Origin of the sequence: Methyloversatilis sp. RAC08, assembly GCF_001713355.1 — a bacterium.
Lineage (GTDB): Bacteria > Pseudomonadota > Gammaproteobacteria > Burkholderiales > Rhodocyclaceae > Methyloversatilis.
Genome location: NZ_CP016448.1, coordinates 361,354 through 385,615 on the forward strand (window position 1 = coordinate 361,354; position 24,262 = coordinate 385,615).

A 24,262-nucleotide genomic window follows, 5' to 3' on the forward strand; every position below is an offset into this window, starting at 1 on the left:
ACGTCCGACCTTGAACCGCCCGAGCGCACCCGCCTGCCCATGACCTTCATACTGGATTTCGCGTCGCCCAGCCGGCTGCCCCGGCGTCTGGTGTTCGGCCCGCCGGTGGAGATCGTGCGTGCCGAAACGCCCGCTGCCGTCAGGCCGGCGCTGCAACGGGTCGCCCAGGCTGCGCGCGACGGTCTGCATGCGACGGGTTTCGTGGCGTACGAGGCCGCCCCGGCGTTCGACCGCGCTGCCCGCGTATTGCCGGGCAATACCTTGCCGCTGGTGTGGTTCGGCCTGCACGAGGCACCGCTCGATGCGCCGCCCCATGCGCCAGCCGCCTTTTCGGTTTCCGAGTGGACACTGGATACGCCGCGAGAGCGCTATGAGCAGTGCATCGAGGCGATCCATGCCGCGATCCGGCGCGGTGACGCCTATCAGATGAACTACACCATCCGGGCGCTGGCGTCGTTCGAGGGCGATGCGCTGGCTTTCTACGAGCGACTGCGCGTCGCCCAGCAGGCCGACTTCTGCGCCTACGCCGACATCGGCAGCCACCGCATCCTGTCCGCTTCGCCCGAGCTGTTCTTTTCCTGGCAGGACGGCGTGCTCACGACCCGGCCCATGAAAGGCACGGCGCGCCGTGGCCAGTTGCCGCGCGAGGACGCAGAACTGGCGCGCTGGCTGCGCGATTCGGAAAAGAACCGCGCCGAGAACCTGATGATCGTCGACCTGCTGCGCAACGACCTGTCGCGCCTGTCGATGCCGGGCGGCGTGCAGGTGCCGCATCTGTTCTCGATCGAGAACTACCCGACCGTGCTGCAGATGACGTCGACCATCACCGCACGCACGCGCCCTGAAGTGACGATCGAGGATGTGTTCGCCGCGCTGTTCCCGTGCGGTTCGATCACCGGCGCGCCCAAGCTCAAGGCGATGGACATCATTTCGGACCTGGAAACCACGCCGCGCGAGGTCTATTGCGGCGCGATCGGCCATATCGCGCCGGGCGGTGCCGCCCGGTTCAACGTCGCGATCCGCACCGTCACGCTCGATGTCGCCAGCGGCCAGATGCGCTGCGGTCTGGGTGGCGGCATCACGTGGGATTCGGTGGCGGCCGACGAGTACGAGGAAGTGCGCACCAAGAGCCGTTTCCTGTCCCGGGCCGCCCGCAATTTCGAGCTGCTCGAAACCTTGCTGCTCGACGATGGCGAATACGCGCTGCTGGAGCGTCATCTCGCACGGCTCGGCTCGTCGGCCCGCTTTTTCGGCTTCGCCGCGCCCGACGCAGCCCGCTCTGCACTCGAAGCCCATGCACTGCGCCACCCGAAAGGCCGCTTTCGCGTGCGTCTGCTGTATGGCGCCGATGGCAACGTGCGGCTCGACAGCTCGGCCGCCGGCGGCACCGACACGCGTGCCTGCAGCGTGCGCCTGGCGGTCGAACCGGTGTCGCGCGCCGAACCCTTCCTTTATCACAAGACCACCCGTCGCTCGGTCTATGACGCCCACTTCTCGCACTGTGCCGGCTCCGCGTTCGATGTGCTGCTGTGGAACGATGCCGGCGAACTGACCGAATTCACGCGCGGCAACCTGGTGCTCGACATCGACGGCGAGCAACTCACCCCACCGGTCGCGAGCGGCCTGCTTGACGGCACCTTGAGACGCGATCTGGTGGACAGCGGCGTGCTGCGCGAACAGGTGCTGACGCGTGCCGATCTTTCCCGGGCACAACAGGTATGGTTCATCAACAGCGTACGCGGCTGGATACCCGTCAGCCTCGACGTCAGCCCGGCCGACACCACACCGGTGCCGGTGCCCGCCTACGCAGACCCGTTCGCCGGTGACCGTGACGCGGGCTGAAGCAGCGTTTCGTCGCCTGGTCCTGCTGTGCCTGACGCCGCTGATCGTCGGCTGCAACAGCAGCTTCTCGCCGCATTACTACTGGCAGGCCGCGAGCGGACAGTTCGAACTGTGGCGTCTGGCCAGACCGGTCGGACAGGTCGGTGCCGACCCGGCGACGCCGCAGACCTTGCGCGAGCGGCTTGCGCTGGCCGTCGAAATCCGCGACTGGGCCAGCCGCGAAATGGCGCTGCCGGACAACGGCAGCTACCGCCGCTACGCCGATCTCGGTCGGCCCTACGTCGTGTGGAACGTATTTGCGGCCGACCCGCTGTCGGTACAGCCGGCCCAGTCCTGCTTCCCCATCGCCGGCTGCGTCAGTTACCGGGGTTTCTTCAGCGAAGCCGACGCACGGGCCTATGCCGAAGCGCGCCGCGCCGACGGCCTCGATGTGCATGTCGGCGGCGTGCCGGCCTACTCGACACTCGGCTGGTTCGATGACCCGCTGCTGAATACCTTCATGCACTACCCGGAAATCGAACTGGTGCGGCTGATCGTGCATGAGCTGTCGCACCAGATCGTCTATGTGCGCGACGACACCGAATTCAATGAATCCTTTGCCAGCGCAGTCGAAGAGGAAGGCGTACGGCGCTGGCTGATGCGGCCGGGCAAGGACGCCCTGCGCGCGGGTTTCGAACGCAATCAGCGCATCCGCGCCGATTTCGCCGCGCTGGTATTGAAGTACCGCGACGCACTGGATGCGGTCTATCGCTCATCGTCGAGCGACGCCGCAAAACGGCAGGAAAAGGCACGTCTGATCGCCGCACTCGGCGACGAGTACGCCGCCATGCGCGAACGCGACTGGGGCGGTTTTCGAGGCTATGACCGATGGTTCGCCCAGGACATCAACAATGCCACCCTGGCGTCGATCGGCCTGTACAGCGCGGCCAAGCCCGCCTTCACGCGGCTGATCGATGCGTCTCCCGACCTGCCTGCGGTCTGGACCACCTTGCGCGAGCTGGCCGCTCTGCCGCGCGACGAACGGCGCGCCCGCCTCGATCTGCCACCGGCAAAGGAACCGATCCGATGAACATCGATGACGCGCGCCACCTGCAGGCGCTGATCCGCACCATTCCCGACTTTCCGTCGCCCGGCATACAGTTTCGGGACGTGATGCCGCTGCTGGCCGACGCGCGCGGTTTTTCGCTGGCACTCGAGGCCCTGGCCGAAGGCGTCGCGCCGCACAGCATCGATCTGGTCGCCGCCATCGAAGCGAGAGGATTCCTGCTCGGCGGCGCCGTCGCGCAGCGGCTCGGCTGCGGTCTGCTGCCGGTACGCAAGCCGGGAAAACTTCCCGGCCCGAACCACGGCATCGATTACGCGCTGGAATACGGCAGCGACCGGCTGGAAATGCAGGTCGGCGCGCTGAAGCCGGGCGCCCGGGTGCTGGTGATCGACGACCTGATCGCCACCGGCGGTACGGCGCTGGCCTGCGGTGAATTGATTGGCCTGGCGGGCGGCGAAGTCGCCGGCTTTCGCTTCCTGATCGACCTGCCCGATCTCGGCGGCACGGCCCGACTCTCCGCGCGCGGCTGGGACACCCGCGCGCTGCTGCGCTACTGAAAGGCGATCAGAATACGTACTGCAGCGAAGCGGACACGCTGCGCACGCGGTACTGGAAGAACTGGTTGGTCGATTCACGCTCGTCGCGGCGCACCTCGACATTGGCCGACAGGTTGCGCTCGATCGCCCACGTTGCGCCGAGACTGTAGGTGGTCAGATCTTCCTGGCGCGGCGAGCCGTCAAACCCCAGCGCCGTGAAGAAGGTATCGCCTTCGCCATCGCGCGCGACCCACTGCGCACGGCCATCGACACGGATCTTGCCGGTGGCCTGCCAAACGGGCGCAACGGTGTAGGTCGTCGTGCGGAAATAGCTGGAAAAATTGTCATCCAGCGCCGAAATCTGCCGTTCGGCCTGGAAGTTCACGGCCGTGTGTCCGGTCGGCTGCCATTCCCAGCCGACCCGGCCGTAAACATCGTCGTAGTCGCGCTGCGGCACGTTTTCATGCTCGCGCTTGGACTGGCCGATGGCGCCCGACAATCGCGAGTGACCGACCGGCTGCCAGCGTATGCGCGCCTCGATATCCTTCTGCTTGTAGGAATTGGTCTGGTTGAAGATCGGCAGGCGCTGCGGATAATCGCCGTCGCTGCGCCGGCCGAGCAGTTCGAACTGCGTGCCACCGCGCGTCGTGTAGCGTACGCCGGCTTCGATCCGCTCGATGTCGAGATCGTTGCGGCGCCGGATTGCCGTACTGTTGCGCTGGGTGTCCTTGCCGACCCCGCCGAACAGCGACCAGTAGGCGTCGATCTTGTATGCGCCGTCGAAGCGCAGGCTTTCCGCATCGATGATGTTCTTGGCCAGTACGATCGACCGGAAGTCGCCGAATCCGCCTAGGTACTTGCGGTTGGTGTAACGAAGATTGCCGGAGAAGTCGCTGCCGACCTGCATCTGCCAGCCGGCGGCGATGTTCTGGCCTTCGTAGTCAAGTAGCGTCAGATCGTTGTAGCGCACGGCCGATTGCGAAGCGCTCGCGGTCAGCCGCTGGCGGCCTATCATCTTGTCGGCGGTGAAGCCGAGAGTGGCCGTCCAGCTGTGGTCGCCGCGCGGCGTGTTCGGGCCGAAAGCCGTTGGCTCAAGTCCGTCCGGCAGATAGAACACGTTGTCCTGGTACTGCCAGGCACCGGACGTCACGAGGCTGAATACGTCACCCTCGCCTGCGAACGCGCACAGCGGGAAGGTCAGCATCAGCAGGCACTGCAGCGAGCGCGGAAGAAGCGAAAGGTTTTTGTTCATTGCACTAAAATAGTATGGCTGCAGACTGTGACGCTTTCCTTGCTGACGCGCAAATCGTAAAAATTGAACAACTGCAGTCCGTTATTCTACGGCGATGCACCTGCCGAAGCCCCTCCCAGCTTGAACACATCGGTTTCAATCTCAATGCTCGCCAAGTTTGAGCGTAACACTTCCGTATTGCGGGCACCGCTAAGTCTTCCCGGAATGGTCGAGATGTTCCTCGACCCGCTTTCGCTCATCCTTTCGCTGATCGCGTGCGCCCTGTACTTCGGCGATACGGTCGACGCGCGCTATGTCGTGCTGTCGCTGGTGGTGTTTTCGCTGTCCTTCCCGGGCTCGTCGCTGCTCAGCATGCGGCCGCGTCGCGTGGTTCGGCAGTGCGTCATCAACTGGATGCTGATCGCGTTCATCCTGCTGTTCTTCGGCTATGCGAGCCAGTACATCGAAAACTTTCCGATCGACGTCGTGGTCGCGTGGCTCGTTGCGGCGCCGGCAACCCAGCTGGTCGCCCACTTCACCGCGCGGGCCTATCTGAAGCGGTCTGCCGCGCAGGTGGAGAACCAGACCCGGGTCATCATCGTCGGCTGCAACGACATCGGCGTGCAGCTGGCTGAACAGTTCGCCTTCAACCCCTTCCTCGGCATTCATTGCCTCGGCTATTTCGATGACCGTTCAACGGAGCGGATCTCCCAGCTCAACGGGCATCCGCTGCTCGGGCGGCTGAGTGATCTTGCCGCCTATGTGAAGACCCATCGCATCGACCAGATCTATCTTGCATTGCCGATGGCCAGCCAGCCGCGCATTCTCGCGTTGCTCGACGATCTGAAGGACACCACGGCCAGCGTGTTCTTCGCACCGGACATCTTCCTGACCGACCTGATCCAGGGCCGCATGGATTACGTCGCTGGCGTACCCGTGGTGGCGGTGTGCGACACGCCATTCACCGGCATCAACGGCCTCGTCAAGCGCAGCAGCGATGTGGTGTTGTCGTGTCTGATCCTGCTGCTCATTTCGCCGCTGCTGCTGGCGATTGCCATCGGCGTGAAAATGACTTCACCCGGCCCGGTGCTGTTCCGGCAGCGCCGCTACGGTCTCGACGGCCGTGAAATCGTCGTCTACAAATTCCGCTCGATGACGGTGCAGGACGATGGTGCGGTGGTGAAGCAGGCGACGCGAAATGATCAGCGCATCACGCCCTTCGGCGGCTTCCTGCGCCGCACCTCGCTCGACGAACTGCCGCAGTTCATCAATGTGGTGCAGGGGCGGATGAGCATCGTCGGTCCGCGACCGCACGCCGTGGCGCACAACGAAACCTACCGCAAGCTGATCAAGGGCTACATGGTCCGCCACAAGGTCAAGCCGGGCATCACCGGCTGGGCGCAGGTCAATGGCTATCGCGGCGAAACCGAAACGGTGGACAAGATGCAGAAGCGCATCGAGTTCGATCTGGAATACCTGCGCAACTGGTCGATCGGCCTTGACCTGTGGATCATCGTCAAGACCGTCGCGGTGGTATTCAAGGACCGCAATGCGTACTGAAGCCGTGCATCGACCACCGGTCGTCCAGTGGCTGGCGATGCTGGTCGCCAGCCTGATGATCGCCAGTCTGGTCAGACTGGGCGAGACCGAGCTGGCAGTCGGGCTGATCCCAAGCCCATGGGACAAGCTCGCCCACCTCGCCACCTTCGGCACCATCGCCTTTTCACTCTGGCTCGCAGTCGGTCAGCGCTGGCTCTACAGCTGCGCCGCCTTCGCGCTTGCGATCGCTTTGTACGACGAATGGCGCCAGCTGGCGCTGCCCGGCCGCGAAGCCGAACTGGCCGACCTGCTTGCGAATGGCTTCGGCATCGTTCTTGCCGTGCTGCTTGCACGTTACATTGCGGCCAGAGGCGTCCGCTCATGATGCGCCGCATGTTCGTGCTGCTGCTTGCCGGCCTGCCTTGGCTGTCGCATGCGAACGGCTCGGACTATCAGCTCAGGCTGGGCGACGGCACGACCTACCGCCTGCTCCAGCCGGAGCTGCTGCGAGTCAGCGAAGTGGAACAGCGCGAAGCCAGGCGGCAGGCACTGAGCGGGCTGCCGTTCGCCGCGCAGATCGAACAGGCGGCCGTGGCAGGCGGCATCGATCCCGAATTGCTGCATGCCGTCGTGCAGGCGGAATCCGCCTACAACCCGCACGCCGTGTCTCCCAAGGGCGCGCTCGGTCTGGCGCAGATGATGCCGGCGACCGCACGGGCCTATGGCGTGACCGACGCCCTGAAGCCGGTCGACAACCTGCGCGCCAGCGCACGTCACCTGCGCGACCTGCTCGATCACTTCGGCGATGTCGAACTGGCCCTGTCTGCCTACAACGCCGGCGCCGGCGCGGTCCGCCGGTTCGGTGGCATGCCGCCCTACGCGGAAACACGCGCCTACGTACCGCGCGTGAGCGACCGCTACGAAGCGCTGAAGCGCCTCGCCGCACCGCCCGAACCGGTCGTGCCGCCCAGTCCCTACAAGCTGCGCGCCGACAGCAGCGAGATGCGCCTGATCCAGTCAGCCAACTGATGCACGCCAGTCTGCCGCCGGTGCTGGAAGTCGCCATCGTCGGCGGCGGTCCGGCCGGCCTGATGGCCGCCGAAGTGCTGTCGTCCGCCGGCATCCGGGTCGACCTGTTCGACGGCAAGGCGTCGGTCGGTCGCAAGTTCCTGCTGGCTGGCAAGGGCGGGCTCAACCTCACGCACAGCGAAGCGCTGCCGCAGTTCATCGAACGCTTCCGCGAGCGCAGCGGCGACGTCGCGCGCTGGCTGGCCGGCTTCGATGCCGACGCCCTGCGCGCCTGGTCGCACGGGCTGGGCGTGGACACCTTCATCGGTTCCTCCGGCCGCGTCTTTCCCCGCGATCTAAAGGCTGCGCCGCTGCTGCGCGCCTGGCTGACACGTCTGCGTGCGGCCGGCGTGCACTTCCACATGCATCACCGCTGGACCGGCTGGGACGCCGATGGCCAACTGTGCTTTGGCACGCCGGACGGCGCTGTCGTCAGACCGGCAGCCGCCACCCTGCTCGCGCTGGGGGGTGCGAGCTGGCCGCAACTGGGTTCGGATGGCAGCTGGTCACCGCTGCTGGCAAGCCGTGGCGTCGCGGTGTCGCCGCTGCGTGCGGCGAACTGCGGCTTCGACCTTGCGTGGAGCGCCCATTTCGCGCAGCGACATGCGGGTGCACCGCTCAAGAATGTGCGTATCGGCTTCACCGACGTGACAGGTCGGTCGATATCGCGCAGCGGTGAATGCCTGATCAGCGCAAGCGGTCTGGAAGGCAGCCTGATCTATGCGCTGTCGGCCGCGCTGCGCGAGCGGCTCGAGGTCCATGGCTTCGTCGATATCGCACTCGATCTGCTGCCGGCGTACGAACCGGCGCGCGTGCTGGCCGAAGCCGCCCACCCGCGCGGCGCGCGCTCGCTGTCGTCGCATCTGGCCGGGCGGCTGGGCATCAATGGGGCGAAAGCCGGCTTGCTGTTCGAGGTACTCGACAAGGCGGCACTGAGCGATCCGGCCCGCATCGCGGCAACGCTCAAGGCGCTGCCGCTGCGCCTGACCGCCACCCGGCCGGTGGCCGAAGCCATCAGTACCGCCGGCGGCGTGACGCTGGAGGCGCTCGATTCCGACCTGATGCTCAAGGCGCTGCCCGGTGTGTTCTGTGCCGGCGAAATGCTCGATTGGGAAGCGCCGACCGGCGGCTATCTGCTGACTGCCAGCATGGCGAGCGGTCGCGTCGCGGCAGCCGGCATGCTCAGGCGGCTTGCCGCCGCATCGCGCCAGGCCGCACTTCAGGCCGAGTGATAGCCGAGCACACGCTCGACCTCGTTCTTCGACCCCAGGATGACCGGCACCCGCTGATGCAGCTTTTCCGGCTGCACGTCGAGGATGCGCTGATAGCCGGTGGTCGCCGCGCCGCCGGCCTGCTCGATCAGCATCGCCATCGGGTTCGCTTCGTACATCAGGCGCAGCTTGCCCGGCTTGGTCGGGTCCTTCGTATCCTTCGGGTACAGGAAAATGCCACCGCGCGTCAGGATGCGATGCACGTCGGCCACCATCGAGCCGACCCACCGCATGTTGTAGTCCTTGCCGCGCGGGCCGGTCTTGCCGGCGATCAGTTCGTCGATGTAGCGCTTCACCGGCGCTTCCCACGAACGCGCGTTCGACGCATTGATCGCATATTCCTTCGTGTCGTCCGGAATGCGCATGTGGGCGGTCGTCATGACGAAACTGCCGGTTTCGCGATCCAGCGTGAAGGCATGCACGCCCTCGCCCAGCGTCAGCACCAGCTGGGTGGCCGAACCGTACACCGCATAGCCGGCAACCAGCTGGCGCGTACCGGGCTGCAGAAATGCGCTTTCATCCACTGCTGCGGCACCGCCATTGGCAAAGTCCGGACAGCGCAGCACCGAAAAGATGGTGCCGGTCGAAATGTTCACATCGATGTTCGACGAGCCATCGAGCGGATCGAACAGCAGCAGGTACTCGCCCTTCGGGTAGCGGTTCGGGATCTGGTGCGGCGCGTCCATTTCCTCCGACGCCATCGCGGCAAGGTGACCGCCCCACTCGTTCGCTTCGAGCAGGATTTCGTTGGCGATCACGTCGAGCTTCTTCTGCACCTCGCCCTGCACGTTCTCGCCGCCGGCTTCGCCGAGAGAATTGGTCAGCCCGCCCTTGCCCACTGCGTTGCCGATCGCCTTGACGGCGCGCGCCACCACCTCGACCAGGAAGCGCAACTCGGCGCTGATGCGCTCGCCGTCGCGCTGTTGCTGGATCAGGAACTGGCTGAGGGTGATGCGGGACATGGGGTACGGCTCCGTAGGGTCAGAAAATCGATTATCGTGCACAGCACCATGAAACGCCTCGCAGGATTTCACGCCGACTGCCTTTTCAACCTTGAATTCGGGACCGGGTCGGTGCCCACACAAGGAACCTGCAGACTGCCAGAACAGTCTTGACAGCGTTCTCCAGAATCAGATCCGCATGCACATACTTGTATTAGGTGCCGGCGTCGTCGGCATTACCACCGCCTGGTATCTGCGCCAGGCGGGACATTCCGTCACCGTGGTCGACCGTCAGAGCCAGCCGGCCATGGAAACCAGCTTCGCCAATGGCGGCCAGATTTCGGTCAGCCATGCCGCTCCATGGGCCACCCCGCAGGCACCTGGCATAGGTCTGCGCGGCATGGGTCGCTCGACCGCGCCGGTGCGCTTTTCACCGACCGTAAACCATCGCCAGTGGCGCTGGATGGCAGCGTTCCTGCTGCAATGCCGTCCCGGACGCGTGCGCGCCAACACCGATGCGCTGGCGCGGCTGGCCATCCGCAGCCAGGTCGAACTCGGCGTGCTGCGGCGCACCCTGGAGCTGGACTACGCGCACGCCGAAAGCGGCATCCTGCACGTGTTCTTCAACCGCAAGGAGCTGGCCCGCGCCCAGCAGCGCGCGCGCATCCTGCACAAGCACGGCATCCGGATCGAGGTCTGCGACGCCGCGCGCTGCATCGACATCGAGCCGGCGCTCGCGTCGAGCACGCGCAATCTGATCGGCGGGCTGTTCGCGCCGAACGACGAATCGGGCGACGCCTGCGCCTTCACCCGCCAGTTGGCGCAGCGCTGTGTCGACGCCGGTGTCGTGTTCCACTACGAAACGACGGCAGACAGTCTGGATATGCACCAAGGCAGGGTGCGCGGCGTGGCTGTCCGCGACGCGCGCGGCGTACGCGGGCTGCTGTGCGCCGACCAGATCGTGTGTTCGCTCGGCACGTACACCCGCGCGCTGGTCGAACAGCATGGTCCGCGCCCGGCGCTGTATCCGATCAAGGGCTATTCGATCACCTTTCCGGCCGGTCCGAATGCGCCACGCGTCAGCATCACCGATGAAGAGCACCGCATCGTGATGTCACGTCTCGGCGACAACATCCGCGTGGCGGGTCTGGCCGAGCTGGGCGGTCACACGGTCACCGTCGACGACGAAAGGGTGCGTCTGCTGACCGCGCTGACGCGCACGCTGTGCCCGGACGCCGGCGATATCGATGCCGCACAGGCGTGGGCCGGACTGCGCCCGTGTACGCCGGGCAATGTGCCGCTGATAGGGCGCAGCCGCATACCGGGGCTCTGGTACAACACCGGCCACGGCTCGCTCGGCTGGACGCTGGCCTGCGGCTCGGCCCGCCTGCTCGCCGATCTCGTCGACGGCGGCAGCTCGGACATCGAATTCCCCCACCTGACCGGCAAGCGTCACTGACGCGCCGGCGCCCGAGCGGACATTTCCCATGCGCGCAGCCTTCTACGACCAGACCGGCCCTGCCCATCAGGTGCTGCAGGTGGCAGAGTTGCCCGAGCCGGTCCCGGCGGCGGGCGAACTGCGGGTCAGGCTGCAGTGGTCGGGCATAAACCCGTCGGATGTCAAGGCGCGCGCCGGTCTGCGGGCCGGCGGCATGCCCTTCCCCCGCATCGTTCCGCACAGCGACGGCATGGGCATCGTGGATGCGGTCGGGCCGGGTGTCAGTGCCGCGCGCCTCGGCGAACGGGTCTGGCTGTGGAACGCGGCCTGGGGTCGTGCCTGCGGTACTGCAGCGCAATTCATCACGCTGCCGCAGGCGCAGGCGGTCACCCTGGCTGACCCGATCAGCGGCGAAGCCGGTGCCTGTCTGGGCATTCCGGCGACCACCGCGCTGCACGCACTGCTGACGCTCGGCGGCGTGGCAGGCAAATCGGTTCTCGTGGCGGGCGGTGCGGGCGCGGTCGGTCACTACGCCGTGCAGTTCGCAAAGCTGCTCGGCGCGCGGCAGGTCATCGCGACCGTCAGCAGCGCGGCCAAGGCCGGGCTTGCCCGCGACGCCGGTGCCGACCGGGTCATCGACTACCGCACCGAAGACGTCGCCGCGCAGGTGGCCGACGCAACCGGCGGCCGCGGTGTCGACCGCAGCGTCGAAGTCGACGTGGCCGCCAACGCCGTCATGGACATCGGACTGGTGCGCCCGGGCGGCGAATGGATCGTCTATGGCAGTGGAACGCCGCAGTTCGCGCTGCCGTTTTTCGCACTGGCGGCGCGCAATATCACGCTGCGCGTGATCCTCGTCTACACGCTGGACGAAGCCGAACGCCGCGCGGTGATCGACACCCTGACCCGGCTGCTGGCGACCGGCCGCGTGATCCACCACATCGCCGAACGCCTGCCTCTGGCGCAGATCGCCGACGCGCACGCCCGGATCGAACAGGGCCAGGTGGTCGGCAACATCGTGCTGGCACTCGACTGAGCTTCGGGCATCCGGGTGCGCAGCCGTGCGCACATTGGATGTACGATGGTGCTGCGTTGCCGTGCGCGTTGGCGGGCCCGCGACGGCAGCGCGACCCGGCATGCAGACGGACATCCGCGTCGCCTCACTCTGGAGCCCCCGGGAGGACGGAACATGACTTCGAATGTGACGCCGGGTGTGACGTCGAATCTGACGTCAATACGCCGATACGGCTTCGCGATGATTGTGGCCGCGGGTTGCCAGACAGCATCGGCCGGCGAAGCGGGTCAGACACCGTGCGACCTCGTCGACACCGCTGATCTCGCCGAAATGGGCTTCGGCATCGAGCGCCGTCCTGCCACCGACGTGCTCGATCTCTACAAGGGACAGGCCGATGCGCCGGTCGATACCCACACCGAAATCTGCACTTTCCTCGCCGGGCGCAGCGGTGACCGCATGGGTCTGCAGCTGACGATAGAAACCTTTGGCGAGCGGGTGACACCGGCACAGCTCAGCGCCTGGACGGCCCTGATCATGAAGGACGACCCGGCTTACTATTCATCAACCCGGGTCGGCGACGCCTACTGCGAAACCGGCGAATTCGACCTCATCGACGAGCGCACGGAAGCGCGCGAAGGCACGCAGCACTTCGTGTCCTGCGACGCACTCGAGCCCTTCGGCAACCATCGCGTCAATCTGTACTTCCAGGCGCCTGAATTCAAGGCGCTGCTGCCGAGCCTGGAAGAGGTGAAGGCGCTGCTCGACAAGGCGACCGGCAAGGTCAGGACACGCGGCGCGATCAGCATCTGACGTTTCGTACCGCGCACGTGACGAGGCCCCTGCGCACGATGTGCGCAAGGGCCTCGGGTGCTGCGGACGGCTGCGCCTTACTTCAGGCGCATGTCGTTCTTGACCGACTTGACGCCACCCACGGCGCGCGTCACTTCGATCGCTTTCGTGATGTCCGCGGCCGAACTGACGAAGCCGCTGAGCTGAACGACACCCTTGAAGGTTTCGACGTTGATCTCGGCGACCTTCAGTGTCGCTTCGTTCAGGATGGCCGCTTTCACCTTCGTGGTGATGACGCTGTCGTCAACATACTCGCCAGTACCTTCCTGCTTGGAGGTGGCAGCGCAGCCCACGGCGCCGGCAAGGGCAACGGCCAGAAAGGCGGCCGACAGATATCGTTTGATGTCATGCATGGAAAACTCCTTTGAAAACGGCTTTACGAGCGCCTGACGTCGCTCGGCAGGACGTCGCACGCAGGCGTTCGATGAACGGCACGAGCGCTTGGCCACCCTGTCTGTCAGGAAATGTCCGGCCATGCAGCATCGCTGGCCGGAACGTTCACAGCATGCGCTCGCCATAGTTGTACGTCGGTGCGCTGGCGTACAGAAATCACGGCATCAGCGCCATCTCGGCGGGCAGGCGTTCCAGCTGTTCCGCCTCGATGCAGCGGCACAAGGTTTCCGACGTCCGGGGCATGCCCGGCAGCGCCGACGCAGCGTCGACGCCGGCCCGGCACATCAGCCACACCCGCACATCCGGCCTCATCTGGCGGACAAGGTCCAGCATGTCGACGCCGGCGCCCTCACACAGACGGCCGCCGAGCAGCACCGCCTCGATCTCGGCCCGGCCAAGACGCTGCAGCGCATCGGGCAATGTGGCCGCCCATTCGACGCGCAGGCGCGAGGTGGCCAGCGCCGTCAGCGCAAGCCGTATCCGGCCTGCTCGCGCAGGGTCGGGTTCAAGCAGCAGGATCGTTCGCGGCACCCGCTGTCCGATGCTGTCGCCTGACAGACACAGACCGCCGTCAGGCGTCTCGACGACGGTACGGTCCGGAATCACTTGCCCGGCGTCGCCGAGTGATCGGCGCCCGGCCGTTCAACCGCTGCGATCCGCAGATTGCCCTCCCAGACACAATGAATCGATTCGCAGCGAAAGCGCTGTATCGATACGAAGCGACTGATCAGGCGGTCGACGAACCGCCGTCTGATGCGGCAGATCGCTGACGCGCAGCGCGGGCAGACACGCTTCAAGGCAGCCTGTCGGGCGTTCGGGTGCTGTCTTCGTTCAGCTTCTCGAACTGTTCGATCTGCTGTTCCGCTTCGTCCTTCGTGATGCCGTACGCTTCCTGAATCCGGCCCGCCAGTTCGATGCGCTTGCCTGCAATCACGTCGAGCTGATCATCGGTCAGCTTGCCCCATTGCGACTTGACCTTGCCCTTGAATTGCTTCCAGTTGCCTTCGGCGATATCCCAGTTCATTTCATGTCCTTTCGTTCTTCATTTACACCTTGAACGCCGCAGGCAAGCCGCCTGCACGCGTTCTGCGTGACGACGACCTTCAGCGGCGGCGCATCAGCAGCGCCACCAGCAGCCCGGCCGCAGCGGCCACGCCGATTGCCTTCCACGGGTTTTCGCTGACATAGACCCGCGTGTTGTCGGCTGCGCGGGACACCTTGTCCGACACCGCATGCGCCGCGCGATCGAGACCGGCACGGGCATCGGACAGACGCGTTTCGATCTTCGTACGCGCCGCAGAAATTTCGCTCGCCGTGCTGTCGATCACCTGCTTGACCAGGGCGTCGGCGTCGCTGACCACTGCCTTCACATCACTCACCAGCACATCCTTCTTGCCCTGGATGCCTGCGTCACCACCGTTGAAATCCGTATTCATCTTGTCTCCTTTGGAAAAGCGCAGTCAGCGGGCGGGCACAGCCCGGACACCCGCCAGCGCGTTGAAGATCGGTTGGAACCGCCGGCTGCCGACCACCCTGCCGGCAAGGTTCGACCCGCAATGACAAGTGTGTGCCGCACGGCAAGCCGTGTCTGTTCGGCAGCGAACGCAGCGCGGAAGCATCGCTCTCCGGCGGGCGGCGGCGAGTGCATCACCGGTACGTGCGCGCTGCAGGCGTCCGTCCTGCAACGCCGGACTACTTCCCGTCGCTGCGGGTCGCATCCTTGATGCTGTCGCCGGCTTCTTCCATCTTGTCGCCCGCCTTCTCCGCCGCATCACCGATCGCGTTCGACGTATTGCCGACGGCGGCATCCAGCTTCTTGCCGGCGGTTTCGGCCGGGCCTTCCTTCTGGCAACCCGACAACACGGCAAGGAACAGACCGGCAACCATCACGGCACCCAGCTTTTGTGCATTCTTGTTCATCAGACACTCCGTCGTTCAACTGCATGCGTGACAGGGAGGCATGCAGCGTGACCGCTTCCGGTCACGCCGCATGTCTCCCTGGATTGGGCCGAAGCAATGGCCCGCTTACTTCTTGATTTCGCGTCCGATCAGGCCACCGACGGCGGCGCCGCCGACCGTGCCCACGGCGCTGCCGCCGGTCAGTACCGCACCGCCAACCGCACCCGCACCCGCACCAATGGCGGTGTTGCGATCACGCGCCGACATGCCCGAGCAGGCGCTCAGACCGACGAGCAGTGCAGCACTGATGGCAATCGTTGCAATATTCGATTTCGTATTCATGATGTGACCTCGTATCCGGGTATCGCGGCCGGCTGGCCGCGAGGTGCTGCCTGCGCGACCGACTTATTTGCCGGCGCGCATCTTCGCCGCGTCGATGCAGCGATCCTTTGCGTCGCCCGCCAGGCTGTCGCATTTTTCCTGCTCGACGTCATAGCGGGCGTCGACCTTTTCTTCCTTCGCTTCCTTGCGCGTTTCGGCGTTCTGCTCAGCCGCTTTGCTGCGCGCGTCACTCGTCTTTTCGCCGGCTGCGGTATTGCTTTCCGACATCTTCAGCTGCGCCGTCGCATCGGCCTTGGCGGTCGTCCGTGCGGCCTTGGCTTCCTCGACGCAGACATCCTTCGGGTTGCCGGCGAGGTCGTCGCAACGTTCCTTCGCTGCCATGTAGACCGCATCGGCACGCGCCACGCGAACGTTGTAGTTCGCCGTTTCGGACGGCGCACGTTTCGCTTCCAGATTGGCCTTGGCGATCTTTTCGGCCCCCTTTGCTTCTGCCTCGCAGATGTCCTCGGCATTGCCGGACAGCGAATCGCAGGCCTTCTCGGCTGCCTTGTAGTCAGACGTGATCTGCGCCCTGGCTGCCTTGTGATCGGCCTTGGTCATCGATTCGGCGATGGCGCCGGTGCTGAAGGCAAGGCCGATGGCAAGCGCCAGTGCGTGGGTTCGGAGTGTGTTCATGGGTGTCCTCATATCGTGATCTGCCGTCGCGTCGCAGGCGCGGCCGAAGCGGCCACTGCATGGACGGACCCGGACCTGTGCGTCCCGGCAACTGCAAGGTACGCAGCCAAACCGATGCTGTCTGTCTGCTGACACACAAAAGCTATGTGCGTCACCGAGCAGACGTTTGTCACTCGAGGCCTCGCAATGAAGGCTGCATTTGCGGACCGGCTGCGCCAGCCAGGCGCAGCGGGCGCGCTTCCGGCCACCCGACCTTGAGAACGGACACCCATGATCCCCGACAGCCGGGCCCTGATCTTCACTCTGGCAGCTGTCAGCTTCCTTCTCGTGAATCTGGAACTGCCCGCCGACAGCCGGCTGACGCTCGGCGCGTTCAGTCTGGGCAGCGGGGTCACCGCACTCTCGCTGATGGCCGCTGCAGCGGTACTCGGCGCACGCTGGCAATGGGTCGAAACCGCTTTCGGTGGCCTTGACCGCGCATATCGAACACATAAATGGCTGGGTATCTGGGCACTCGTGTTCGCGTCGGCTCACCTCATGTTCAAGGCCGACGGCGACGGCTGGACCAAGGCGGCCATGTTCGCACTCGACCCGGCCGTCGCAAGACTGGCCCGACAGTCCGGTTTCGTCGCCCTGATGCTGCTGGTTCTGCTGGCACTGAACCGGAACATTCCCTACAGCGTCTGGCGCTGGTGGCACAAGCTGGCCGGGCCGGCACTGCTGGTGGTGGTGTTTCACGCCCTCAGCATCAAGTCGCCGATTGCCCTGGTCAGCCCGGCAGGTGTCTGGCTGGCGGCGCTGTGCGGTCTGGGCCTGGCCGCTGCGGTCTACAAACTTCTTCTGTATCCGCTGATGTCGCGTCACGCGGCGTATGAAATCGTGGCCGTCGAGCACGGCCCCTCGGCTGTGCACCTCGACCTGCGCCCGCTGGGGCAACCGATCCGGTTCGAGGCCGGGCAGTTCGCCTTCCTGTCGCTCAGCGAGGATGGACTGCGCGAACCGCATCCCTTCACCATCGCCTCGGGTAGCCGGCAGGACGGCAGGATCCAGTTCGTCATCCGGGCTCTGGGTGACTACACGCAGCGACTGGTCTCGCGTGCAAGGACCGGCATGCACGCAGACCTGTATGCGCCATTCGGGCGTTTCGAGCGCCTGCCCGACTCGCGCTGCGAAATCTGGATTGGCGGCGGCGTCGGCATCTCACCCTTCGTCGCGTGGCTGACCGATGCCGGTGCCAGAGATTTCGACCGGGTCAGCCTGTTCTACTTCTGCAGTCCCGGCCGCGACTTCCCGGACATCGACAGCTTGCGCGGACAGGCCGATGCACGCGGTGCGGCGTTCTTTCCGATCAAGGGGGGCGGCGCCGACCCGGCGTTCGGCCATGCGCTCGATGCGCTCGTGTTCGCGAACCCGCCAGCGACGATCGACATCAGTTTCTGCGGTCCGAAAGCCTTGTTGCAGGCGGTTCGCACCCGGATGAAGGAAAGCGGCATCCCGGCCGGCAACATCCGCTACGAAATCTTCGAGTTCAGATGATGCTGCAGAAAAAAACGCATCATCTGTCTCGATGCATCCGGTCCGGTCGCATCGGTATGGGGCTGCGTCCCGTCTCCGCCGGTCCATGCATGGCCGGCGCCGTGAATGATCCAGCGCTCGCACCGGCTCGCGCCTGACGCGCCGAACGCGGCGGAACGGGTGTAGCCGCGCTGCCCTTCGCCCGCAGGCGTGGCCTCGGACGATGCATGCCCGCTCGGCGCATCAGCGCCCGACGGATCCGATGCGGCATACAGCGCATCGGCGTTCGACGGATGCACGGTGGTGTCCGCGTCGCCGTGGAACACGATGCACGGCAGACGGACGGCACCGTGCTCGGTCGGCGACAGCACGTCCGGCGGCAGCGCATCGGGCCCCGACGCCATCACGCGCATCGCCGACACGGCGTCGTGCGCACGTCCGGCTGCAATGCCTGAATGCACGCCGAGTGCGGCAAAAAGGCCCGGATAGTCGCGCGCAAGCACCGCCGCCATGGCACCGCCGGCCGACATGCCGGCGATGTACACGCGCGCCGGATCGATATCCTGATCCTGCATCACCCGGCGTATGAGGCGGGCGATCAGGGCCGCGTCACCCGCGCTGTTCGACACGTCCTGCAGGACGTACCAGTTCCAGCAGCGCAGCGCATTCGCACCCATCGACTGTTCCGGGTACAGCACGACAACGCCCGAATCCTCGGCCACCTCGTTCATGCGCGTGCCGGCGGCGAATTCGGCGGCGCCCTGATTGCAGCCATGCAGCATGACCAGCAGCGGTGCGGGGCCGGCGGTACGGAACGCAGGTTCGTACACCATGTAATGACAGTCGACGCCTTCGACCGGGCGTCCGGCCCTGAATGGGCCGATCAGCCGCCCGACCCGCCGGCCGTCCGGCGCTGTGAGGTCGCCGAAGCCTTCAGCCACCGCTGAATCCGGTCGCGCAGGCGCCAGACGGTGGAGATCGTCTGCCGTGCGCACGGCGGCGATCCTGACCATTCTCATCATCGCGCTGCCCAGCCTTGCCAGCCGCGCGTGCTGGCGTTGCCAGAAGGCTTGCCAGCCCGTTGCTGGCTGGTGCGACCTTCGCCCTGCCCCGCCCGCATGAGCCGGCGCCGCGTTGCCCGCCATCGGCGGGACGCGACGCGCGATGCGCCGGCCGAGCAGGTCGAGCTTGCGCTCGTAGGCATCATCATCCGGATCGCATGATGCGAGTTCGTCCAGCAGGCGCCGGATGACCCGTCGTCGCCGGGTGTGTTCGATCTGTGGGCTTGTTTGCATGACGGTCCCCGGGGCAGCGCAAGCGTGACCCCGCTCCGACGGATGGCCGGAACGCAGGCGTGCGGCGCCAGTGCAGCCGGAATCTGCGCGGCAGGCGGGATGCCGTCTGTGCGCTGCCGTACTGCGTCGGCCCGGCGCACCGGTGCGCACCGGCACGGATGTGCGCAAACAGACAGACGGCAGATCCGCCAGCGCTCAGGCTGCACGCAAAGCTTCACCACCACTGTCCGCCACCCGGCCGCAGTCGATGGACACATTGCCCAGGGAAACACCATGACCATGCACACCCCGCACAGCCGCCTCGCACCTTCACTGCCAGCGCCCGCCCGCACGACCTTGCCCCTGCTGGCACTGGCCCTGTCCGCCCTGCTGCTCGGCGCCTGCGCCTCCACGCCGCCCCCGGTGGAAAAGATGGCCGTTGCCGAAGCGGCTGTCGAACGCGCCAGCAGCGCCGGCACCCGGGAAAACGCGCCGGCTGAACTGCAGATCGCCATCGGCAAGCTCACCCGTGCCCGTCAGGCGGTCGCCAACAAGGATTACGAACGCGCCGGCCAGCTCGCCGAACAGGCCGAACTCGATGCCCATGTTGCCGAAGCGCATGCCCAGTCGGTGCGCTCGCAGCGCAGCGCCACCGAGTCGCAGAACGCCGCCCGCGTGCTGCAGGAAGAAATCAACCGCAAGATCGTTCGCTGACCCGAGCGGTCAGCGCATCAGGAGCCCCATATGACATCGAACACCAAGATCCGCACGCTGTGCATCGCCCTGTTCGGCGCCTCGCTGGCAGCCTGCAGCAGCGTGCCGGAGCGCAACAGCGCACTCGACCAGTCACGCGAGCGCGTCGTCGCCGCACGCAGCGATCCGCAGGTCAGCGCGCTGGCGGCAGATGAACTGCGCGACGCCGAAGCGTCCGTCAGCCGGGCCGAGCAGGCCTGGACGGCGGGCACGCGCAAGGACACCGTCGATCACCTCGCCTACCTGGCCGATCAGCGCACCCTGATTGCCCGCGAAACCGCCACGGGACGCGCGGCGCAGGCCGTGACCGCAGGGGCCGCCGCCGAGCGCGACCGCATGCGGCTGGCCGAACGGACGGCCGAGGCGGACAACACGCGCCGCCAGCTGATCGCCTCCGAGCAACGCAACCAGGTCAAGAGTACCCAGCTTGCCGAAGCCGAATCGTCCGCCCTGCGCGATCAGGCCAGCATGGAACAAAGCCGGTCACGCGTCGAAACGCTGGAAGCCGAACTGACGGCGTTGAACGCGAAGCAGACCGATCGCGGCATGGTCGTCACGCTGGGTGGGGTGCTGTTCTACAGCGGCAAGTCGGATCTGCTGTCCAGCGGATCGGCCGACATGATCCGGCTGGCTGACTTCTTCAAGCGCAATCCTCAGCGCAGCGCCACGATCGAGGGCTATACCGACAGCGTAGGCTCGGCCGCAAGCAACCTTTCGCTGTCCGGGCGCCGCGCGAATGCGGTCATGGCCGAACTGGTCAAGCTCGGTGTGGCGTCCGATCGGCTGAGCACGCGCGCGTTCGGCGAAGAGCAGCCGGTGGCCGGCAACGACACGGCTGCCGGCCGCCAGATGAACCGGCGCGTGGACATCGTTTTCGGCCCGCCGCCGAGTGGCGTGTCGAGCAGTCAATAAGCTGGCGATGGTACGCACGGGCGCCGGTCGGCTGCCGCAAGGCAGCCAACTTGCGAGCGCCCATGCCGAAAGCCGGACTGATGCCCCGTCGCGAGGCGTAAAATCAGCGCACAGCCGCGAGCCAACCACCACCGGACCATCGATGCAAAGCGATTCAGGAGACGTCCGGACTGCGGGATCTCATCAGGCGGATGCCGCCGACCCGACGCGTCCGTCCTCTTCGCAGCTCGATGCGACGGTGGCTACATGGCAGACGCTGCACGCAAGTCTTTCCCCCATCATCGGCCAGCGCGGTGTTGCCGCGCTCATCAGGCGCAGCCTTTACCTGACGCGTGATGCCCATCCCTGGCTGTCTCCGGTCTGCGACACCGCAGCCGGACAGGATCTGCTGGCTCCGCTGAGCAGTGCATTGCTGCTGCAGACCGAGCCGGAAGCCATCGCAGCCCACGGCGCACTGCTTGGCAACTTCCGTGATCTGCTTGCCACACTCATCGGCGAATCACTGACCGAGAGGTTGCTGCGACCCGCACTCGACCACACTTCCAGCGGCCCCACCGCACAGGACATCACGCCATGACCACCGGCAAAGCAAGCATCAATCGCCTGAAGACAGGTGTTCCAGGGCTGGACGAAGTGCTCGGCGGCGGGCTGCCGGAGTTCTCCTGCAATCTGATCGCCGGCCCACCGGGCTGCGGCAAGACCACGCTGGCGCACCAGATCATGTTCGCACTGGCCACGCCCGAGCGGCCGGCGATCTATTTCACCGTGCTGGGCGAGCCGCCGCTGAAGATGCTGCGCTATCAGCAGCAATTCGATTTTTTCGAACTGGACAAGCTGAACCGCTCGATCCGCTTCGTGAACCTGGCCGACGACGTCGCCTGCGGCAATCTCGACAAGGTACTCGACCACATCGTGGCCGAGGTCGAAGCGCGCGGACCGGGGCTGGTGTTCGTCGATTCCTTCCGCTCGGTCATCCTGGCAAGCCAGAATGACGGCACATCGTTCATCACGCTGCAGCACTTCATCCAGAACCTCGGCGTATTGATGACGAGCTGGCAGGCCACCACCTTCCTGATCGGCGAGTACTTCTCCGACTGCGATCCGAATCCGATCTTCACCGTCGCGGACGGACTGATCTGGCTGCGCCAGAGCGTCGAGCGCAACTCGATGGTGCGCAAGATGGAGGTCATGAAGATGCGCGGTCAGCCCTCGCTGCCCGGCCTGCACACATTCCGCATCAACAGCAGCGGCATCCATGTGTTCGCGCCGCCCCAGCTGACGAGCGCGCTGCGCGTCGACCGCACGGCGGCCGGTGCCGCGCGGGTGGGCCTGGGCGTGCCGGGTCTCGATGAAATGATGGGCGGCGGCCTGCCGCGCGGCTTTTCGCTGCTGGTCGCCGGACCCTCCGGTTCCGGCAAGAGCATTCTGGCTGCGGCCTTTCTGGCCGAAGGCGCGCGCCATGGCGAAACATCGGTCATTGCCGCCTTCGAACAACGGGCGCGGCTGACGCACGGCTCCGTGCTCGCCCCGCTGATCAAGTCGGGCCGCATCGGCGTGGTCGACAGCAGCGCGCCCGGTGTGTCGGTGGATGAAATCGCCCGCCTGCTGATCACCGAAATCGAGCGGCTGCAGGCGACCCGTGTGGTCATCGATTCGCTGTCCGGGTTCGAACTGGCGCTGGCACCGACCTTCCGCGCCGATTTCCGCGAATCGCTGTCGCGCCTGGTGTCGGCGCTGGCCGCCACCGGTGTCACCGTGCTGATGACGTCGGAACTGGAAGACCGCTACAGCGACCTGCGCTTCAGCCCGTATGGCTCGGCCTTCCTGACCGATGCCATCATCGTGCAGCGCTATGTCGAAATGGACAGTCAGCTCAAGCGTGTGATGGCGGTGGTGAAGGTGCGCGGCAGCGCGCACTCGAACGAGCTGCGTCAGTTCACCATCGTCGATGAAGGCATCTGCATCGGCGAGCGGATCAACGGTCACGAAGGCCTGCTGGGTGGTCAGCCGGCGCGGCAGAACTCGGGCAATTCCGCCGGATCGGCAGCACAGGCAGCGCCAACCTGACTCGCCACGGCGCGCTCGGGTCATCATGAACAACCTGCCACCGGACGACGAGTTGCCCGGCGCTTCAGCCGGTGCGACCGCCGCGCAGTTCGAGGCCCATACCCGCGCGCTGAAAGCGGAACTGACGCGCCTGCAGCGCGAACTCGACGACCTGAAGCATGGCTTCAATGCGACGCAGGCCGCCGACCTGCTCGAAGCGAACGAAAACCTCGTGCTTGCCGCACTGCAGGCGGAGGCGATTGCCGAAAGTGCCACGCTGACGCTGGACGAACTGGCACGCAACAGCCAACGCGATCCGCTCACCGGCACGCCCAACCGCGGTCTGATGAACGACCGTCTGGACAGCGCGATCACGCTGGCCCGGCGGCGCGGCACGCATATCGCGGTGCTGTTCGTCGACCTCGACTACTTCAAGCCGATCAACGACACGCTGGGGCATCCGGTCGGCGATGCCGTGCTGTGTCAGGTCGCGCGCCGTCTGGAGAGCGTGGTGCGCGACTCCGACACCGTCAGCCGCTACGGTGGCGACGAATTCCTGGTACTGCTGGCAGAAGTGAACCAGGCGTCCGATGCCGCCCAGATCGCCGCCAAGATGCTGGCGTCGCTGGGCGAGCCCTGCCATGTCGGAGACCTCTTGCTGCGCCTGTCGGCCAGCATCGGCATTTCACTGTTTCCGCAAGATGGTGAAGACGTCGCCACCTTGATCGACCGCGCCGACGTCGCCATGTATCGCGCCAAGCGTGAAGGCGGTGGCTGCTTCGACTTTCACCGCGAAGACATCGCGCGCGCAGTCGGGCTGGAGGCGCGCGTCGGTCCCGTTCAGCCGCTGCCGATATCGCATCGCGAATTCGTGCTGGCCGAGCGTGAAATGCATGTGCGCAACCTGCGCGAAGCGAACGAGAATCTGACGCTTGCGCTGCTGGCCGCACAGGCGCTCGACGAACAGGCCGACCAGATGCGCTCGCAGCAGATCCGCTTTCTGGCCATGGTGGCCGAAAATCTGCGCAAGCCGCTGCAGCCGATCCGTACGGCGGCAGAGATGCTCAGCCGCGCACCGAACGACGAAGCACTGCGCGCCCGGCTGCCGGCCATCATCAAGCGGCAGGTCCGCCGCATGTCGCGACTGGTCGATGACCTGGTCGCGGCCGGCCCGCCCGGCGCCGCCGATGTCATGTGCGAACTGCGCCGGATCGATCTGATGGCGGTACTGGGTGAAGCGTCCGACCAGGCACGCCGCGCGCTCGATGGCCGGCGCCAGCGCCTGGTAACGTCGTGGCCGGCCGATCTGCCGCCGGTGCGCGGTCAAGCGGTACGTCTGATCGGCATCATCGCCCGGCTGCTCGAGAATGCGTCCAGTCATTCGGCCGACGGCAGCGAAATCCGCCTTTCAGTCGATATCGTCGATGGATGGGCGCACATCACGGTGTCGGACGACGGCGCAGGCATCGCAGCCGACGCGCTGCCCGCGATCTTTGCGGCCGCTGCATCGAGCGTGCCATCGGCGCGACGCAGCGGCATGGCCTTGCACAGGCTGCGCGATCTGGTCGAGGCGCAGGGTGGCAGCCTGTGCGCCAGCAGCGCAGGACCCGGTCTTGGCAGCCGGTTCTCGATCAGCCTGCCGCAGGACGCGCAGGTGGTCGACGAGGCGAACGGATGA

26 protein-coding genes are annotated in these 24,262 nt (G+C 66.0%); 16 read left to right on the forward strand and 10 right to left on the reverse strand.

Annotated elements, in window-relative coordinates:
- Nucleotides 1–39: 39 nt before the first annotated feature.
- The 3 genes from pabB to BSY238_RS01730 are packed head-to-tail and all read left to right on the forward strand — an operon-like array spanning nucleotide 40 to nucleotide 3,444.
- Nucleotides 40–1,842, forward strand: a complete 1,803-nt coding sequence (gene pabB, locus BSY238_RS01720; RefSeq protein ID WP_069037635.1) for an aminodeoxychorismate synthase component I — start codon at nucleotides 40–42, stop codon at nucleotides 1,840–1,842.
- On the forward strand, nucleotides 1,829–2,911 hold the full coding sequence (locus tag BSY238_RS01725; RefSeq protein WP_223300228.1) for an aminopeptidase: 1,083 nt from the start codon (nucleotides 1,829–1,831) through the stop codon (nucleotides 2,909–2,911). Before pabB ends, BSY238_RS01725 begins: the two co-directional genes overlap by 14 nt.
- The gene (locus BSY238_RS01730; protein ID WP_069037637.1) at nucleotides 2,908–3,444 is read left to right on the forward strand and encodes an adenine phosphoribosyltransferase; all 537 of its coding nucleotides are present in this window, start codon (nucleotides 2,908–2,910) and stop codon (nucleotides 3,442–3,444) included. Before BSY238_RS01725 ends, BSY238_RS01730 begins: the two co-directional genes overlap by 4 nt.
- Nucleotides 3,445–3,451: 7 nt before the next feature.
- Here BSY238_RS01730 and epsL read toward each other — a convergent pair whose 3' ends face one another.
- On the reverse strand, nucleotides 3,452–4,675 hold the full coding sequence (gene epsL / locus BSY238_RS01735; protein ID WP_083223868.1) for an XrtB/PEP-CTERM-associated polysaccharide biosynthesis outer membrane protein EpsL: 1,224 nt from the start codon (nucleotides 4,673–4,675) through the stop codon (nucleotides 3,452–3,454).
- A 204-nt stretch (nucleotides 4,676–4,879) separates the two neighbouring features.
- Between epsL and BSY238_RS01740 the strand changes: the two genes are divergently transcribed.
- From BSY238_RS01740 to BSY238_RS01755, 4 genes are read left to right on the forward strand one after another with little or no spacing between them, the layout of a single operon-like run.
- Complete coding sequence (locus BSY238_RS01740; RefSeq protein ID WP_069037638.1) at nucleotides 4,880–6,214, forward strand: undecaprenyl-phosphate glucose phosphotransferase; 1,335 nt, start codon at nucleotides 4,880–4,882, stop codon at nucleotides 6,212–6,214.
- Nucleotides 6,204–6,578 (forward strand): VanZ family protein, encoded by a 375-nt coding sequence (locus BSY238_RS01745; RefSeq protein ID WP_069037639.1) that lies wholly within the window; start codon nucleotides 6,204–6,206, stop codon nucleotides 6,576–6,578. The genes BSY238_RS01740 and BSY238_RS01745 overlap by 11 nt, the downstream gene beginning before the upstream one ends.
- Nucleotides 6,575–7,222 carry a lytic transglycosylase domain-containing protein gene (locus BSY238_RS01750; protein ID WP_442922957.1) on the forward strand — a complete coding sequence of 216 codons (648 nt, stop codon included), beginning with the start codon at nucleotides 6,575–6,577 and terminating at the stop codon, nucleotides 7,220–7,222. Before BSY238_RS01745 ends, BSY238_RS01750 begins: the two co-directional genes overlap by 4 nt.
- Nucleotides 7,222–8,493 carry a TIGR03862 family flavoprotein gene (locus tag BSY238_RS01755; RefSeq protein ID WP_069037640.1) on the forward strand — a complete coding sequence of 424 codons (1,272 nt, stop codon included), beginning with the start codon at nucleotides 7,222–7,224 and terminating at the stop codon, nucleotides 8,491–8,493. Before BSY238_RS01750 ends, BSY238_RS01755 begins: the two co-directional genes overlap by 1 nt.
- On the opposite strand, the gene BSY238_RS01760 is transcribed toward BSY238_RS01755, so the two are convergent.
- Complete coding sequence (locus BSY238_RS01760; RefSeq protein ID WP_069037641.1) at nucleotides 8,481–9,494, reverse strand: class 1 fructose-bisphosphatase; 1,014 nt, start codon at nucleotides 9,492–9,494, stop codon at nucleotides 8,481–8,483. The genes BSY238_RS01755 and BSY238_RS01760 overlap by 13 nt on opposite strands.
- A 178-nt stretch (nucleotides 9,495–9,672) precedes the next feature.
- On the opposite strand from BSY238_RS01760, the gene BSY238_RS01765 reads away from it, so the two are divergent.
- From BSY238_RS01765 to BSY238_RS01775, 3 genes are all read left to right on the forward strand, one after another.
- Nucleotides 9,673–10,932 carry a D-amino acid dehydrogenase gene (locus BSY238_RS01765; protein ID WP_069037642.1) on the forward strand — a complete coding sequence of 420 codons (1,260 nt, stop codon included), beginning with the start codon at nucleotides 9,673–9,675 and terminating at the stop codon, nucleotides 10,930–10,932.
- A gap of 28 nt (nucleotides 10,933–10,960) precedes the next feature.
- Nucleotides 10,961–11,947 (forward strand): NADPH:quinone reductase, encoded by a 987-nt coding sequence (locus tag BSY238_RS01770; RefSeq protein WP_069037643.1) that lies wholly within the window; start codon nucleotides 10,961–10,963, stop codon nucleotides 11,945–11,947.
- Between the two features lie 153 nt (nucleotides 11,948–12,100).
- Nucleotides 12,101–12,736, forward strand: a complete 636-nt coding sequence (locus BSY238_RS01775; RefSeq protein ID WP_150123856.1) for a hypothetical protein — start codon at nucleotides 12,101–12,103, stop codon at nucleotides 12,734–12,736.
- Between the two features lie 77 nt (nucleotides 12,737–12,813).
- Here BSY238_RS01775 and BSY238_RS01780 read toward each other — a convergent pair whose 3' ends face one another.
- The 7 genes from BSY238_RS01780 to BSY238_RS01810 all read right to left on the reverse strand — a co-directional run bounded on the left by BSY238_RS01780 (nucleotide 12,814) and on the right by BSY238_RS01810 (nucleotide 16,084).
- Nucleotides 12,814–13,128: a BON domain-containing protein gene (locus BSY238_RS01780; RefSeq protein WP_069037645.1), complete on the reverse strand. Its 315-nt coding sequence runs from the start codon at nucleotides 13,126–13,128 to the stop codon at nucleotides 12,814–12,816.
- Nucleotides 13,129–13,324: 196 nt separating this feature from the next.
- Nucleotides 13,325–13,699 (reverse strand): hypothetical protein, encoded by a 375-nt coding sequence (locus tag BSY238_RS01785; protein ID WP_150123857.1) that lies wholly within the window; start codon nucleotides 13,697–13,699, stop codon nucleotides 13,325–13,327.
- 262 nt (nucleotides 13,700–13,961) lie between these two features.
- Nucleotides 13,962–14,192, reverse strand: coding sequence for a CsbD family protein (locus BSY238_RS01790; protein ID WP_069037647.1), 231 nt, complete (start codon nucleotides 14,190–14,192; stop codon nucleotides 13,962–13,964).
- Nucleotides 14,193–14,271: 79 nt separating this feature from the next.
- The gene (locus BSY238_RS01795) at nucleotides 14,272–14,604 is read right to left on the reverse strand and encodes a DUF883 family protein (RefSeq protein ID WP_069037648.1); all 333 of its coding nucleotides are present in this window, start codon (nucleotides 14,602–14,604) and stop codon (nucleotides 14,272–14,274) included.
- A gap of 256 nt (nucleotides 14,605–14,860) precedes the next feature.
- Nucleotides 14,861–15,088, reverse strand: a complete 228-nt coding sequence (locus BSY238_RS01800; protein ID WP_069037649.1) for a hypothetical protein — start codon at nucleotides 15,086–15,088, stop codon at nucleotides 14,861–14,863.
- Between the two features lie 105 nt (nucleotides 15,089–15,193).
- Entirely contained in the window at nucleotides 15,194–15,409 is a 216-nt protein-coding gene (locus BSY238_RS01805; RefSeq protein WP_069037650.1) for a glycine zipper 2TM domain-containing protein, read from the reverse strand.
- Nucleotides 15,410–15,472: 63 nt separating this feature from the next.
- A complete protein-coding gene (locus BSY238_RS01810) occupies nucleotides 15,473–16,084 on the reverse strand; it encodes a hypothetical protein (protein ID WP_069037651.1) in 612 nt (203 codons plus the stop codon).
- Between the two features lie 270 nt (nucleotides 16,085–16,354).
- On the opposite strand from BSY238_RS01810, the gene BSY238_RS01815 reads away from it, so the two are divergent.
- The gene (locus tag BSY238_RS01815) at nucleotides 16,355–17,620 is read left to right on the forward strand and encodes a ferredoxin reductase family protein (protein ID WP_069037652.1); all 1,266 of its coding nucleotides are present in this window, start codon (nucleotides 16,355–16,357) and stop codon (nucleotides 17,618–17,620) included.
- Here BSY238_RS01815 and BSY238_RS01820 read toward each other — a convergent pair.
- Complete coding sequence (locus BSY238_RS01820; RefSeq protein ID WP_069037653.1) at nucleotides 17,596–18,894, reverse strand: extracellular catalytic domain type 1 short-chain-length polyhydroxyalkanoate depolymerase; 1,299 nt, start codon at nucleotides 18,892–18,894, stop codon at nucleotides 17,596–17,598. The genes BSY238_RS01815 and BSY238_RS01820 overlap by 25 nt on opposite strands.
- 273 nt (nucleotides 18,895–19,167) lie before the next feature.
- Here BSY238_RS01820 and BSY238_RS18490 point away from each other — a divergent pair, with 273 nt between their 5' ends.
- The 5 genes from BSY238_RS18490 (at nucleotide 19,168) to BSY238_RS01845 (ending at nucleotide 24,262) form a co-directional block, all read left to right on the forward strand.
- Nucleotides 19,168–19,587 carry a DUF4398 domain-containing protein gene (locus BSY238_RS18490; RefSeq protein WP_190295043.1) on the forward strand — a complete coding sequence of 140 codons (420 nt, stop codon included), beginning with the start codon at nucleotides 19,168–19,170 and terminating at the stop codon, nucleotides 19,585–19,587.
- A gap of 30 nt (nucleotides 19,588–19,617) precedes the next feature.
- Nucleotides 19,618–20,538: an OmpA family protein gene (locus BSY238_RS01830; RefSeq protein ID WP_069037654.1), complete on the forward strand. Its 921-nt coding sequence runs from the start codon at nucleotides 19,618–19,620 to the stop codon at nucleotides 20,536–20,538.
- A gap of 142 nt (nucleotides 20,539–20,680) precedes the next feature.
- The gene (locus tag BSY238_RS01835) at nucleotides 20,681–21,115 is read left to right on the forward strand and encodes a hypothetical protein (RefSeq protein ID WP_223300230.1); all 435 of its coding nucleotides are present in this window, start codon (nucleotides 20,681–20,683) and stop codon (nucleotides 21,113–21,115) included.
- Nucleotides 21,112–22,605 (forward strand): ATPase domain-containing protein, encoded by a 1,494-nt coding sequence (locus tag BSY238_RS01840; protein WP_069037655.1) that lies wholly within the window; start codon nucleotides 21,112–21,114, stop codon nucleotides 22,603–22,605. The genes BSY238_RS01835 and BSY238_RS01840 overlap by 4 nt, the downstream gene beginning before the upstream one ends.
- 25 nt (nucleotides 22,606–22,630) lie before the next feature.
- Nucleotides 22,631–24,262, forward strand: coding sequence for a diguanylate cyclase domain-containing protein (locus tag BSY238_RS01845; protein WP_069037656.1), 1,632 nt, complete (start codon nucleotides 22,631–22,633; stop codon nucleotides 24,260–24,262).